Below are 14459 nucleotides of genomic sequence, written 5' to 3' on the forward strand. Positions count from 1 at the left end.
AGCGCGCAGGCCGCCGCGCCGAAGAGCGCGCAGGCCGCCGCGCCGAAGAGCGCGCAGGCCGCCGCGCCGAAGAGCGCGCAGGCCGCCGCGCCGAAGAGCGCGCAGGCCGCCGTGCCGAAGAGCGCGCAGGCCGCCCGAGCGCGCGGCGGGAGCGCGCGGACCAGGACGGGGAGAGAGCGTGTGCTCCTGGTCTTCCTCGGCGTCGTGGCGCTCTCCGCGGTGATCGTCTTCGTCGCGCAGTCCCCCCGCACCCCGGAGCGCCCGCGGGCCGAGCCCCCGAGCGCCGCTCCGCTGTCACGGGAGCACGCTGCCGGGGAGCCCTCGAGCGCGGACCCCGCTGCACCGAGAACGTCAGGCGAGCTGTCGGCTCGACCTCCCGTCGACTCCTCGCCCCCCACGATCGTCACGGCGGAAGCGGCCGAAGGTGCGCCCGCGAGCGCCGCTGCGTCGCAGCGCGCGGCCGCCAGCGCCGCCCCGCGGGGGACAGCGACCAGCGCTGCTGCAGGGGCGGCAGCCACCGCGACGCCGAAGCGGGCTGCGGCGAAGCCGGGCGCCGCGACGCCTGGAGCGACGCCGCTGGCCGGAGCCGCGCCGCCGGCCGGAACCGCTCCGCCAGCTGGAGCCACGCCGACAGCCGGTGCCACGCCGACAGCCGGTGCCGCGCCATCGGCCGGTGCGACGCCGGCGGCCGCGGCGCCGCCTGGTGCCACGCCGACGGCCGGTGCCACGCCGACGGCCGGTGCCACGCCGACGGCCGGTGCCACGCCGACGGCCGGTGCCACGCCGACGGCCGGTGCCACGCCGACGGCCGGTGCCACACCCGCAAAGCAGCCGGCGCAGCGGCCCGCCGAGACTCCGTAGGAAGGATCGAAACCGCCGCGATGAAAGGACGCCCGAGATGCTTCGCTTGATTGCCTTTCCCGACGCCCGAACGCCGCGCCGCTCGCCGCTCTCCAGCGGGCGGGCGCTCGCCCTGCCGCTCGGTGTCGCCCTGTCCGGCCTCCTCGCCGCGACGACGGCGGTCGCGCAGCCGGCGCCCCAACGACAGCCGGCTGCAGGGTCGTCCGCGCCCGCCGCGCCGCGACAGCCCGGCGGCGCCGCGGCGCAGCCAGGCGCGGCCCCCTCGGCCGCCGCGTCGCCAGCCGCCACGCCGCAGCCCGGCGGCGCGCCTCCCGCGCCGCCCACCGGCGCTGCGACGCCGCCCGGCGGCGCGCCACCCGGGGCCACCTCCCCCGGCGCCGCGGCGCCTTACCCGCCTGGGCCGCCCTACCCCGCGCCGCCGCAGCAGGCCCCTCAGGCTGCGCCAGGCTACCCGCCGCCGGGCTACCCGCCGCCAGGCTCGCCAGGCTACCCGCCGCCGGGCTACCCGCCGCCGGGCTACCCGCCGCCAGGCTATCCGCCGCCCGGTGTTCAGGGCGGCTACGCTCCGTATGGCGGCGCCTACCCGCCGCCGGGCTATCCGCCTGCCGCGGCGGAGCTCCCGCCTGCTCCGCCGCCGGTTCCGCTGCGGCGGAAGAACCCGGGCCTGATGCTGGGCGGCATCGCGCTCACCGCCGGCGGCACCATCGCGTTCTTCGCCGGGACGGGCCTGCTCGCCTCGGCGAGCGAGCGCTACGAGATCTACTGCGATTTCGGGGGTTTCACCGACGTCTGCGACACGCGCTCCGACGGCCCCCGCCAGGTCGCTGGCGCGCTCATCTCGGTGGCAGGCGGCGTCATGCTCGCCGTGGGCATCCCGCTCTGGATCATCGGCGGCAAGAAGGTGCCGGCCACGGACGAGGCGCCCAAGGCGCCCGCCCAGACCACGCTCTCGCTCGGCCCCGGATCCGCCACGCTGCACACGCGGTTCTGATCCGCTCGCCCTCGCCGTGCGAGGGCGCGCGCACACAGCCCCGACGCGCGCCTCCTCCCGTTTCCGGCGCGCGCGAGGCCACCGGCTCGCTCAGGGGAGGCTCTTCTTCTTCTTCGTGCCCTTGCGGTGACGCGACTCCCCGTCCGACGCGCTCGCGGGCACGCGGAGGATGTGGAAGCGCCCGCCGCCGCGCGCGAGCGGATCGCTGAGCTTCACCCGCTCGCGCGCGAGCTCGATGAAGCGCTGCTGCGAGCGCAGCGGGGCGGCGCCGGAGGGCACCTGCAGCTTGTGGTAGCTGCCGTCGCTCGCGAGCTCCCACGTCTTCGCCGTGTCGGAGGTCACCATGTTCAGCATGTCCTCCACGCGCGCGCGGATCGCAGGCTCGATGATGGGGACCATCAGCTCGACGCGGCGGTGGAAGTTGCGCGGCATCCAGTCGGCGCTCGACATGTAGACCTCCTCGTTGCCGCCGTTCGCGAACCGGAACAGCCGCTTGTGCTCGAGGAAGCGGTCGACGATCGCGCGCACCTGGATCCGCTCCGACAGCCCCGGGATGCCCGGCCGCAGGCAGCAGATGCCGCGCACCGCGAGCTTGATGTCGACCCCGGCCTGCGAGGCCGCGTAGAGCGCGTCGATGACGTCGACGTCCACGAGCGCGTTCATCTGCGCCACGATCTCCGCCTTGCGACCGGCCCGCGCGTGCGCCGCCTCGCGCGCGATGAACCCGAGCACCGCCTCGTGCAGGCCGAGCGGCGCCACGAGCAGGCGGTTCCACTTGGGCGGCGCGCTGTAACCGGTGAGCAGGTTGAAGAGCGACGTCATGTCCTCGCCGATCTCCCGGTTCGCCGTGAACAGGCCGATGTCGGTGTAGAGCCGCGCCGTCTGCGGGTTGTAGTTGCCCGTCGAGAGGTGCACGTAGCGGCGCAGCCTGTCCTTCTCCCGACGCACGACGAGCAGCGCCTTCGCGTGCGTCTTCAGCCCGAGCAGGCCGTAGATCACCTGCACGCCGCTCTGCTCGAGCATCCGCGCCCACTGGATATTGCTCGCCTCATCGAAGCGCGCCTTCAGCTCGACGATGGCGGTCACCTGCTTGCCGCTCTCGGCCGCGCGCGCGAGCGCCTTCAGGATCGGCGAGTCGCCGCCGGTCCGGTAGAGCGTCTGCTTGATCGCGAGGACGTTCGGGTCGTCCGCCGCGCGGGAGACGAACTCGGCGATGGGATCGAACGACTCGTACGGGTGGTGCAGGAGCACGTCCTGCTCCCGGATCACCGCGAAGATGTCCTCCACGTCCCGGAAGAGCGGCGGGACCTGCGGCGAGAACGGCTCGTCGCGGTACTCGCGGCGCTCGTCGTCCGCGACGATGCCCATGAGGTCGGCGATGTGGAGCGGCCCCGGCACCCGGTACACGGCGAGCGACCCGTCCACCTTGAGCGCGCGGCAGAGCCGCTGGACCGAGGTGCCGGCGCCCTCGCCGATGCCGATCTCCAGGCGCACGGCGTTGCCGCGATCGCGCCGGCGGAGCTCGGCCTGGATCGTCTCCAGGAGGTCCTCGCCCTCCTCCTCGTCGATCTCGAGATCCCAGTTCCGGGTGACGCGGAAGGGGTACGTCCCGCGCAGCCTGCCCGACGGGAAGAAATCCTTCACGTGCCGCGCGATCACGTCCTCGAGCAGGACGAACGCGCGCGTCGCGCCCTCCACGCGGACCCGCATCAACCGGCTCAGCATCGGCGGCACCTGGATGACCGCGAAGCCGGGCTCCTGCGCTTCATGCTCCCGGGAGAACATGATCCCGAGGTTGATCATCTTGTTGCGCAGGTGCGGGAACGGGTGCCCCGGATCGATCGCGATCGGCGTGAGGATCGGGAAGATGTCCGTGCGGAACCTGTCGTCGAGCGCGCTGAGCTCGGGCGGAGCGAGCTCGTCCGGCCGGACGATCACGATGCCGGCGCGCTTGAGCGCCGGGATGAGGTCCGAGTTCCAGATCTGGTAGGCGTCGTCGACGAGCGCGTGGACGCGCGCGCCGATCGCGACGAGCTGCTCGTGGGGCGTGAGCCCGTCCGGCGGGACCTCCGCGATCGTGCGCAGCGTCTGCGCCTGGAGGCCCGCGACGCGCACCATGAAGAACTCGTCGAGGTTGGAGAAGAAGATGCTCAGGAACTTGAGGCGCTCGAACAGCGGAACATCGTGCGATCGCGCCTCCGACAGCACCCGCGCGTTGAACTCGAGCCACGAGAGCTCCCGGTTCAGGTAGTGCGCCGGGTCGCCCTCGATCGGGATCGGCCCCGAGGCGGCGGGGATCGACACGGGGCCGCTCGACGGGGCGGCGCTGCCTCCAGACCTCGCGCCGGCCGAGTCGCCCGAGCCCGCGGCGGGGTTGGCGACCTGAGCGGCATCCGGATCGCCCCCGGAGCTGGGACCGGACGCAACGGTTGTGTCGGTGGAGGAGGGCACGTCAATCATGGTCGAAGCTTCGATTTTATCGCAGGTCTGATACGGTCCGCCCATGGAATTCTGGCGACAGCCGGACGAGCTGAGGCTCGCTTGCGAGCGCGCGCGCGCGGCCGGGCGCCGCGTCGGCCTCGTTCCGACGATGGGCGCGCTCCACGCAGGCCACCTCGCGCTCGTCGCGGAGGCGCGGCGAAGAGCGGACTTCGTGGCGGTGACCCTCTTCGTCAATCCGACGCAGTTCGGCGCGGGCGAGGATCTCGCGCGCTATCCGCGGACGCTCGAGCGCGATCTCGCCGCCTGCGCGGAGGCCGGCGCCGCGGGGGTGTTCGCGCCCGAGGTCGCGGCGATGTACCCGCCCGGCGAGGAGACGCGCGTGCGCGTCGGCGCGACCGCGGCCCCGCTCTGCGGCGTCCACCGGCCCGGGCACTTCGAGGGCGTCGCCACCGTGGTCACGAAGCTGTTCGCGCTCGCCGGCCCGAGCGTCGCCGTCTTCGGCCGGAAGGACTACCAGCAGCTCCAGGTGATCCGGCGGCTCGCCGCCGACCTGTTCCTGCCCGTCGAGGTCGTCGGGGCGACGACCGTGCGCGAGCCCGACGGCCTGGCCATGTCGTCGCGCAACGCCTACCTCTCGCCCGAGCAGCGGAGCGCGGCGCGCTCCATCCCGCTCGCCCTCACCGACGCGTGCCGCGCCTTCGCCCGCGGCGAGCGGCGCCCCGCCGCGCTGCTCGAGCCCGCGCGCGCGCGCCTCGCGGCCGTCGCGACGAGCATCGATTACGTGGACCTCGCCGACCCGGAGTCGCTGGCGATCTGGAGCGGCGAGGCGACGGTCGGCGAGCGGGCGCTGCTGGCGGTCGCCGTCCGCCTCGGGTCGGCGCGCCTCATCGACAACGTCGTGCTCGGGGAGGACGCGCCGCCCATCGCGGGGGCGGGCGAGGAGGCCGGCCGATGACGACGAGCTCCGACAGGGAGGCGCCCGCGCCGTCGTCGCGCCCCCCCGCCGAATCCAGGCGCGGCGTCTTCATCGTGTTCGAGGGCATCGACGGCGCGGGCACGAGCACGCAGGCCGAGCGCTACGCGGCGCACCTCAGGGCCGCGCGGCGCATGGTCCGCGTCACCCGCGAGCCGAGCAGCGGGCCCGTGGGCTCGCTCCTCCGGCTGATGCTGACCCACCGGGTCTCGCTGCCCGGCGCCCGCCAGGCGGAGGTGATGGCGCTCCTCTTCTCGGCCGACCGCCTCGATCACCTCGGCGCCGAGGTGGAGCCGCTCCTCCACGACGGGTACGTCGTGATCTCCGACCGGTACGATCTGTCGAGCCTCGCGTACCAGTCGACGACGGCGGCCGGCGGAGAGCGGGATACCGGGGCGATTTTGCGATGGATCCGGGAGCTCAACCGTCACGCGCGGAGGCCCGACGTCACCGTGGTGATCGACGTGGCGCCGGAGATCGCCGAGAGGCGCCGCCGCGCGCGCGGGGGCGCCGAGGAGCTGTTCGAGCAGACCGAGCTGCAGGCGCGGCTCGCCGAGGCGTACCGGCGCGCGGAGGAGCTCGTGCCGGGCGATCGCGTCATCCACATCGACGGGGACGGCCCGGTCGAGGAGGTCTCGCGCGCGATCATCGCGGCGCTCGGGCCGATCGTGGAGCGGTGAGGGCGTCGATGGATTGAGTCGAGGAGAGCGGCCCGGGCGCTGGGACGCGGGAAGCATGGTGTCCTCGCGCCCACTGCGCCTCTGCGGCGCGCTCCTCTGACGCGCGTCCCACGCTACGGACAGGCGGCGTTCGCGATCTCCACGTCGTCGATGTTCCAGCCCGACACCACGTCGACGAAGGAGTCCCGCTCGACGGCGTAGCCGAAGCGGATCCGCAGATTCGCGCTCTTGTGCTGGGTCAGATCGTAGCGGACCTTCGTCCAGGCCGCGTCGCGGACGCCGGGGTACGCCCCCGACTCGTAGATCACCTCCCAACGGAGGCCGTCGAAGACCTCGACGCGGTTCGTCATGTGGGGCGACTCATCGCTGTTGAGGAAGCGCCAGAACGACAGGTACACGCCGCCCGCGACATCGGCGTTGATGACGGGGCTCGTCAGGTAGAAGTACGGGTGAACGCCGACGGGCGCGTTCCCTCCGATGACCACGCCGGCCAGCCCGTTGTCCGAGGTCGCCGTGTGATCGAGCCCCGGATCGGCGTGACCGTAGGTCTGCCCGGAGGACTCCATCGCCGCGCCGATCTGCCAGGTCGGACCGGGCTCCCACCCGGCCGCGTTGCTCTCGAACGTATCTCTGAAATAGACCGTCGGCGTCGCCGCGGCGCTGCCGCCCTGGCAGACGCCCGCCAGGCACGACTCCCCCACGGTGCACCAGTCGCCGTCCGCGCAGGCGCCCCCGTCGGGGACCGAGCGCGCCGTGCACACCCCGGCGTCGCTGCAGATACCGCGCGTACAGCCCACCGTCTGTGAAGGGCACGACGCGCCGGGGGTGGGGATGGAATTACAGGCGCCGTGCTCGTCGCAGACACCACGGTTGCACTCGTCGGTCCCGGAGAGGCAGGCGCCGCCCGGCGCGATCGGCTCAGCATGGCAATTGCCAGATCCCGGATCGCAGGCGCCACGGTTGCATGCGACGCTCAGCGCGCTGCAGTCCTTGGGGACGCCGCCCTCGCAGCGGCCGCTCTGGCAGGCCTTGCCGACCATGCAGAGGTCGCCGGAGTCCGCGCACGGCGCCCCGTCGTTCCCCGGGACCGCCTCGCACGCACCGGTAGCCGGATTGCACGCTCCGACATGGCAGGAGTCCGGAACTTGGAAGAAGAAACAATCCCGCTGAGTCCCGACGCAGGCGCCGTCCGTGCATGCCGCGTTGAGGACACAGCGATCTTCCGTCGCGCACGGCGACCCGTTCTCCTTGGGCGCCATCCCGCACCGGGGGGCGCCGCCCGCGTCGACGCAGGTGACGACATGACAGGCGTCCGGCGCGAGGCCGCAGTCCTCCTGCGCGCCGCCCTGACAGAGGCCGTCCTCGCAGGTCTCGCCGACCGTGCAGGAGTCCCTGTCATCGCACGGCTCCCCACCCGCGCTGGAGATGAGCTCGCACTGCCTCGTCGCCTCGTTGCACACGGCCGTCATGCACTGCGGGGTCGGGACGAGCGCGCAGTCGATCTCGCACGGAGCGCCGCCCCCTCCGCTCGACACGGCCGGCGCGGCGGCGGCGCCCCCATCCCCCGTCGCGCCCGAGCTCCCCGCGGACGTCGCGGTCGAACAGCCGAGATCCGTCAGGGCGACAGCGGAAAGTACCCATGGAATCCACCTAGTCATGTTCGCCTCTTTCCAGCAAGCGTGACGCTCCTCGTGGGAATTACGCGTTCTTCGCGGCTGCGCAAGGAAACATGATGTTCCGGCGCGCGCGAGCACCCGGAACGGTCAGCGCAGGCGGCGACGAGCGACCACCAGCGACGACCAGCGACGGTGGCGAGAAGAGCGCGGCGCGAGCCACGGGACGGGGGAGAGGGACCGAGAGAGAGACGAGAGACACGAGAGTAGCGAGAGCGACGACAGCGACGACAGGAAAGAGACCACGATACCAAGAAGCCCAACAAACCGGAGAGCCCCTATCGCCCCTTCATCGAGAGTTGCGGTATGCTGACGAGAGCGTCTGGAGCTCGGCTTCCCTCGACAGACAGACCACTTCGCGCGTGGAGATCTCGCGTCCGCGAGCCACATCGCACCCATTTCCAGAGGAGCGCAGAGATGTCCTTCCGACGTCATTTCGTGTTTGCCCCTTTCCTCGTCGCCGCCGGGATGGCAGCTCCGTCGGGCGGCTGCGCGGCGACCGACGAGCGGAGGCCGCCGAGCGTCGCCCCGCCGGAGCAGGCCGAGAGCGGCGGGGGCGGCTCCTTCGGGCCGAGCAGCGCGACGGGGGACCCGGCGCTCGGCCAAGGAGGGTACGGCGCGACCGGCGAGGGCGGCTTCGACGAGGGGGCCTCCTGCGCCCAGACGAGCGCGGCGGCCACGCTGCTGCCGCTCGATATGCTCGTCCTGCTCGACCGGTCCGGCAGCATGCTCGGCGCGAAATGGAGCGGCGTCACGAGCGCGATCTCGACCTTCGTGAACGACGCGGCCTCCGCCGGGATGAACGTGGGGCTGACGTATTTCCCGCGGGGCAACAACGGGCTGAACGACTGCGAGCACGCGACGTACAGCGAGCTCGCGGTCGAGATCGGCGAGCTGCCGCTGCACACGCCGGAGCTCACCGCATCCATCCGGGGCACCTCGCCGGGCGGCGGGACGCCGATGCGCCCCGCCCTCCAGGGGGCGCTCGCGAACGCGACCGCCTACAAGGACGCGAACCCGTCCCACAAGGTGATCGTCGTGCTCGCGACCGACGGCGATCCGTCCGGCTGCGCCAACAACACCGTCGCGGATACCGCGGAGATCGCGCAGCGGGCGCTCAACTACAACGGTGTCCAGACCTACGTCATCGCCGTGGAGGGATCGACGCTCTCGAACCTGGACCAGATCGCCGCCGCCGGCGGGACGACGCGCGCGTTCGACGTCACCGCGGACGTGAGCGCGTTCTCGACGAAGATGGCCGAGATCCGCGCGTCGGCCCTCCCGTGCGAGCTCCTCATCCCCGAGCCGCCGGAGGGCGCGACCCTCGACAAGACCCGGGTCGCGGTCAAGCTCGCGCCCGGGACCTCCAGCGAGATGGAGATCCCGAGGGCGGACAACGAGGCCGACTGCGGCGCAGGGCCGGGGTGGTACTACGATGACGAGGAGCTCCCGAAGAAGATCATCCTCTGCCCCGCGTCCTGCGCGACCGTCCAGGCCGAGGTGCAGGCGGAGCTCAACGTGCTCTTCGGGTGCGAGCCGAAGCTGAACTGAGCCCCTGGCCCCGGGTCACCCGCGCCCGCGCGGGGCTCACGGCCTCTTCGGCGGCTCCGCCTTCAGGGCGTCGAGCGCCGCCGAGAGCTCGGCCTCGGTGAACGGGAGCCTCGCGAGCGCCGCCTGCTCGTCGGCGAGCGCGAGCTCGATCTCGCGCTGCGCGTCGCGCGCCCGGAGGACCCACGCGGACGACTCGCCGGTCCGGTCCCCCATGAGGACGGTGCCGGCGAGCATCTTCTGCCCCTTCTCGAGGAGCACGCGGTAGCGCAGGCGCATCGCCCCCTCGAAGAGCTGCTTCTTCCTCGGCGTGTCGGCGCTCGGGGGCGGCGGGACACGCATCACGTCGCGGTGGAGCTCCTTGTAGAGCTGCCCGACGCGGTAGCCCGCCATCGCCGACCAGTGGGCGTCGAGGCTACGCATGGCCTCGGTGTAGGCGCTCTGCGCGTCGAGCAACCCCTGACAGCGCCGCTCGAGCGCCTCGGCGAAGTCCGCCGGCACCGGCGCGAAGGTGATCGTCTCGCTGCGGCGCCGCCGCACCTCGCCGAGCGCGAAGCTCACCTGCGCGAGCTCGATCGGCGGCTTGCCCGACTCGCCCAGCCGGTGCGCCTCGATGAGATCGCGCGCGACCGCGACCTGACGCGCCGCTTCGTCGACGAGGTCCTGCTCCACGAGGCCGAGCGCGAGGGCGCCGCGCGCCTCGATGGCCTCGAGGACGCTCAGGTCGCCGAGGCGGAGCAGGCGGCGCGACACCTCGACGAGCTCGGGCCACCGCTCGAGGGCGGCCGCGGCGCGCGCGAGCCGGAAGAGGGCGCCGCGCGCGACCGGGTGGTCCGGGAAGCGCCGCGCGACCTCGCGGTAGCGCTCGGCGGCGAGCCCGCGGTCGCCGAGCGCCTCGTGGGCGAGCCCGGCGTTGAAGAGGCTGGGCGGCGCGACCTGGCCGTCGGGCGAGAGGCGGACGAGCCGATCGAAGAGGGGGGCCGCCTCGCGCGCCTTGTCGGCCAGGAGCAGCGCGCGCGCCCGCTCGAACTCCGCCGCGAGCTCGGCGTCCGAGTAGGGGGAGACGACGACCGGCGCGAGCTCGACCGGCCCCCGCGCCGATGCCGGCTGCGGGGATCGCGCCTGGGTCGGCGTCGTGGCCTCGGATGTGCATCCGCCCAGGACGACGGCGAGGACCAGGGCAGCGACCGGGGTGGAGCAGGAACTCGACATGCCGGGGAAGGATAGCCCCACGTCCGAGGTTGTTCCGCTGGTGCCTGGACGGAGATCGAAGCCTGGCCGTCCGGAACGAAGGTGGATGGCTGTGCGTGTACGGCGATTCCTGTATCTGGCCGATACTTTTGGGAAATGCGGGGCGGCACCCCCCGACAAAAGGGCTGCATCGGGGCGCCACCCTGCGGTAATCTCGCATTCGTTCATCAGGCCGTTGTCGTGGCTCGTAGCTCGGTCAGCGGCGATCTCCTCTCCAGCGACGATCAGAACGAGGGCTTCTGTCGTGGGCCCTCGAGGCATCACGGCCCTTGTGGGGCCTTGGAGGTGGGTACATGAAGCATCAAATCGTCTCTCCTCGCACGGTGATGGCAATCGGCACGGAGCAGCGGCTGAGTTTGGCCGAAGCGCGTCATCGTGAGCTCGACTCGCGCCTCAGGCAGCTGGGTCGGCGGGCTTTCCTGACACCCGGGGAGAAGATGGAGGCAGCCCAGCTCAAGAAACACAAGCTCGCAGCGAAGGACGAGATCGAATCCCTGCGCCGACGGTTGTCGTAGCGCACCCCTGCTGACCAGCGATCCAGAACGCGCCGCGCACGGCGCCCTGCCCGCTCGTTTCCCCTTCCGTTCCTGTCCCAGCCATCCGACGCGCTCATGCAGCGCGACGCAGCGCCAGACGCGCATGCAGCGCCAGACGTGCGGCGCCAGGCGCGCACGCAGCGCCCAGCGCGAGGCTTTGCGCGCGGTGCCCGGCGTGCAGCGGCGCCCAGCGCACGCGCAGCGCCCACCGCAACACGCGCATGCGGCGCCAGGCTCGCAGCCCCGTCACGAGGATGGAACGCCGTCCGCGAGGACCGCGGACGCCGGCGCGCAGCTCAGAGCGTCGGTGCGGCCGGCTCCGGCGCGTCCGCGGGCGGCGTCGCGGGAGCGTCAGGCTGCGGCGCGGCGCCGGGGGCGGCGTCGCCCTCCGGCAGCGTCTCGGCGCCGCCGAACACGTCGCGGTTGAGGTCCGCGAGCGTCTCGGTGAGGCGATTCTTCTGCTCGCTGCTGATGCCGCCGGGGGTCTGCTTCTCGATCGCCGCGGCGAGCCCGAGCCAGTGGCGCGCGTTGTCGCGGTAGCCCTTGCGCGGATCGGCGACCCCGGTGCCCTGCGGCGCAAGATCGGCCAGGCGGTAGTCCGTCATGCCCCGCAGGTAGGCGTACTGCGCCCGCTCCGGGGTCGAGAACGAGTCCATGTCGTGCTCGAGGACGCGGAACAGCGCCAGCGCCTGCTCGAACCGGTTCGCCTCGTAATGGCTGCGGGCCCGATCGAGATCCTGCGTGTAGGTCGCGCACCCGGGCGCGAAGGCGAACGATGAGAGGAGGAGGACGCACGAGACCAGGCGGCGCATGCGCGGAGGGTATCTCCCGCGTCGCGGCGCGATCAAGCGGGAAGACGGCGATCGCGGGGGCTGAGCGCCGCCCGCCGCCCGCCCCGGCGCGGGATGGCGGCCCTCCGCGGTCGCGAGGGCTCCGAGCAGCGCGAGCCCGCAGGCGAGGCGGATGGCTGGCTCGAGATCTCGCCGCAGCCGGCGGGTTGCGAGGGAGACGAGGGTCATGCGGGTGACGTGCCGGAAGATCGCGAAGACCGGGACGACCAAACCGGACCAGGCACGGGGCCGGGCAGACTCTGGTCGCAGGTGGCCATGGTGCGCACCCGGCGAAGGACGGATCCTGCACCGTCATGTGGGCGGCGAGCAGGTCGGAGCGACGCCTGTCGAGGCGTCCGTACACCCGGAGGCGGTCAAGGTGAGCTGCGTGCCTCACCGCGGACTGTGGACGTCGCCGGCGATCAACGTAAGCCGCCGGAAGAGGGTGGGCGTGCCGTTCACGCTCGACTGAAGCGACCGCGCGAACGGAACGCGCTGGGCGGGGCGCAGCTACGCCGGCGGACCAGCTGAAACCGGGCAACGCGGCGAAGCGACCGGTAAGTCGCGGCCACGCATCAGTGTGGTAGGGTCGAGCGATGATCACGCGGTTCGAGGTCGATGGCTTCAAGTCACTGCGGGATCTCGCGGTCGACCTCGAGCCGCGGACCGTGTTCATCGGGCCGAACGGGGCGGGCAAGTCGAACCTGCTGGAGGCGCTCGGGCTGCTCGCGCGTCTGGCAGCCATGTCGCTGGAAGACGCCTTCAAGCTCGGACGGGGGAGGATTGTCGATCAGTTCAGCCGCTCGGAGGGAGCGGCGGGGAGGACGATCCGGTTCGCCGTCGAGGTGTTGTTGCGGGGAGCATCGGAAGCCTCCGTGCGCGGTACGCCGCCTGATCGCTATCGCTACGAGCTCGTCATCGAGCGTCGGGAGCGCCCGTCAGGTGCCGAGGAGCTCGCCATCGCTGACGAACATCTGTGCGTGTTCTCCGACGGCAAGGAGTCGACCAGGCAGAGAACCATCTTCCGACAGAAGGAGCAAAATCAGCGGGAACGGCGTGTAACCATGGCGTCTAGCATGGAAGGTCAAGATGAAAACACCTTCAGGTGCCCAAACACGCACTCTGCGCTTGGCTCAAAATTCGCCGACGCCGAACGTTATTATCTCCAGCTCAACCTCGACGAAGAAACGCGCGCCCGACTGGCCAGGCTGAAAGAGATCATCGACGCTCGCACCGACCATGCGCTGTTCAAAGAAATACTGGACATAGAGAATCAAAAGCTGGGAATCGAAACATCGAAGATGCGAGAAAGCGGATGGAGCGCCGTCATCACTGCGCTTGCCGACGAGCTCTCCCGCTTTCGCCTCTTCCAGATCGACGCGGCGCGCCTGCGCGAGCCGAGCGAGCGCATCGTTTCGACGATGCTCGCGCCCGACGCCTCGAACCTGCCGACCATCCTGGCGGATCTTCCCGGGCCGATTCTCGGGGAGATCCGCGCTGATCTCGTCTCTCTCATCCCGGGGCTCGCCGGATTCGACGTCGTTCCCGACGAGGCCAGCTTCCGCATCGAGTTCAAGCTCTCCGGCGGGGAACGCCTCCCGGCTCACCTGGCCTCCGACGGTATGCTTCGCGCCCTGGCGTTGCTCGCTGCGCTCCGCGTCGCACCTCGCCCGTCCGTCGTCGGCATCGAGGAGCCAGAAAACGGCATCTATCCGGGCCGCCTGCGTAGATTGCTCTCGTTACTCCGCGAAATTGCAGCATCAGACGACGAAGGGCACCCTGGCTCTGCGCTGCCGACCACCCAGGTCCTCCTCACCAGCCACTCGCCAGTCGTCCTCGCCGCGTTCCGGGACAGACCCGAGCATCTACGCTTCGTGGATCTCGTGCGGCGCGACGGTCAGCTTGCGACGCGCGCGCGTGCAGTGGGTGAGCTGAACGCGCCGAGCGACGGCGCGCGTATCGCATCGCTGCGCGACGTCGACATGCTCCTCCAGGCCGCGGACAGCGAGGCCGCGGAATGACGAGGAGGCGTCTCTACCTCCGCGCCGGCCTCTACGCGGAAGGTCCGAGCGACTACGATTTCCTCTTGCCGCTCCACGATCGCTTGCTGCCGTCGCTCGCGGCGTCGCGCTTTCCAGGCGCGTGCGAGGTTGCAGAGAGCCTGGGGATCGATGCGCCCTGCCCAGCCCAAGGGAGCGAGCCGAGCGGATCGCGGCCGCCATCGCCGACCGCTGGGAAGAATGCACGCTGTTCGTGATCCACGTCGACGGCGCAGGTGACCCGGCGTCTGCGCGGCGGAGCTGCATTGACCCCGGCATCGAGGCCGCCCGGCGCGCGTACCCGAACGTCGTGTCGGTCCCGTGCGTACCCGTACGCGAGACGGAGGCACGGATGCTGGCGGATGTCGACGTCTTCCGGACCTTGCTCGGCAGCGGAGCGCAGCCCGCGCTTCCCGCCGAGCCAGAGCGAGACGCCGATCCAAAGCTGACGCTGGGGCGGCTCTTGAGAGAAGGAGGAATGAGGCGGAAACCTGAGCGACTGTACCGCTTGTTCGGCGAAGAGGTCAGCCTGGAGGCGTTGAGGACGCTGCCGGCGTTCCAGCGCTTCGAAGCGGAGCTGGTCGAGGCAATACAGAACGTCGCACGCTCGCTCAGCGCGCCGGTGTGACGACACG

11 protein-coding genes are annotated in these 14459 nt (G+C 71.8%); 7 read left to right on the forward strand and 4 right to left on the reverse strand.

Features of this window, described 5'->3' with window-relative positions:
• The first annotated feature begins 898 nt into the window (after nucleotides 1-898).
• Complete coding sequence (locus WME76_RS48035) at nucleotides 899-1852, forward strand: hypothetical protein (protein ID WP_437962926.1); 954 nt, start codon at nucleotides 899-901, stop codon at nucleotides 1850-1852.
• 90 nt (nucleotides 1853-1942) lie between these two features.
• On the opposite strand, the gene ppk1 is transcribed toward WME76_RS48035, so the two are convergent.
• Nucleotides 1943-4312, reverse strand: a complete 2370-nt coding sequence (ppk1, locus tag WME76_RS48040; RefSeq protein WP_437962927.1) for a polyphosphate kinase 1 — start codon at nucleotides 4310-4312, stop codon at nucleotides 1943-1945.
• A gap of 43 nt (nucleotides 4313-4355) precedes the next feature.
• On the opposite strand from ppk1, the gene panC reads away from it, so the two are divergent.
• Nucleotides 4356-5249: a pantoate--beta-alanine ligase gene (gene panC, locus WME76_RS48045; RefSeq protein ID WP_437962928.1), complete on the forward strand. Its 894-nt coding sequence runs from the start codon at nucleotides 4356-4358 to the stop codon at nucleotides 5247-5249.
• Nucleotides 5246-5947: a dTMP kinase gene (tmk, locus tag WME76_RS48050; RefSeq protein WP_437962929.1), complete on the forward strand. Its 702-nt coding sequence runs from the start codon at nucleotides 5246-5248 to the stop codon at nucleotides 5945-5947. Before panC ends, tmk begins: the two co-directional genes overlap by 4 nt.
• 113 nt (nucleotides 5948-6060) lie before the next feature.
• Here tmk and WME76_RS48055 read toward each other — a convergent pair whose 3' ends face one another.
• Complete coding sequence (locus tag WME76_RS48055; RefSeq protein WP_437962930.1) at nucleotides 6061-7605, reverse strand: hypothetical protein; 1545 nt, start codon at nucleotides 7603-7605, stop codon at nucleotides 6061-6063.
• Nucleotides 7606-8037: 432 nt separating this feature from the next.
• On the opposite strand from WME76_RS48055, the gene WME76_RS48060 reads away from it, so the two are divergent.
• Nucleotides 8038-9171: a vWA domain-containing protein gene (locus WME76_RS48060; protein ID WP_437962931.1), complete on the forward strand. Its 1134-nt coding sequence runs from the start codon at nucleotides 8038-8040 to the stop codon at nucleotides 9169-9171.
• A gap of 36 nt (nucleotides 9172-9207) precedes the next feature.
• On the opposite strand, the gene WME76_RS48065 is transcribed toward WME76_RS48060, so the two are convergent.
• On the reverse strand, nucleotides 9208-10380 hold the full coding sequence (locus WME76_RS48065; protein WP_437962932.1) for a tetratricopeptide repeat protein: 1173 nt from the start codon (nucleotides 10378-10380) through the stop codon (nucleotides 9208-9210).
• Between the two features lie 332 nt (nucleotides 10381-10712).
• Between WME76_RS48065 and WME76_RS48070 the strand changes: the two genes are divergently transcribed.
• Nucleotides 10713-10934 carry a YdcH family protein gene (locus WME76_RS48070; protein WP_433933670.1) on the forward strand — a complete coding sequence of 74 codons (222 nt, stop codon included), beginning with the start codon at nucleotides 10713-10715 and terminating at the stop codon, nucleotides 10932-10934.
• 317 nt (nucleotides 10935-11251) lie between these two features.
• Here the strand turns inward: WME76_RS48070 and WME76_RS48075 are convergent, their stop codons facing one another.
• The gene (locus WME76_RS48075; RefSeq protein WP_433933669.1) at nucleotides 11252-11767 is read right to left on the reverse strand and encodes a hypothetical protein; all 516 of its coding nucleotides are present in this window, start codon (nucleotides 11765-11767) and stop codon (nucleotides 11252-11254) included.
• Nucleotides 11768-12381: 614 nt separating this feature from the next.
• On the opposite strand from WME76_RS48075, the gene WME76_RS48080 reads away from it, so the two are divergent.
• Both WME76_RS48080 and WME76_RS48085 read left to right on the forward strand, forming a co-directional pair.
• Nucleotides 12382-13806 (forward strand): AAA family ATPase, encoded by a 1425-nt coding sequence (locus WME76_RS48080; RefSeq protein WP_437962933.1) that lies wholly within the window; start codon nucleotides 12382-12384, stop codon nucleotides 13804-13806.
• Nucleotides 13807-14038: 232 nt separating this feature from the next.
• Complete coding sequence (locus WME76_RS48085) at nucleotides 14039-14452, forward strand: hypothetical protein (RefSeq protein ID WP_437962934.1); 414 nt, start codon at nucleotides 14039-14041, stop codon at nucleotides 14450-14452.
• Nucleotides 14453-14459: the final 7 nt, after the last annotated feature.

Origin of the sequence: Sorangium sp. So ce119, assembly GCF_051524405.1 — a bacterium.
GTDB lineage: Bacteria > Myxococcota_A > Polyangia > Polyangiales > Polyangiaceae > Sorangium > Sorangium cellulosum_G.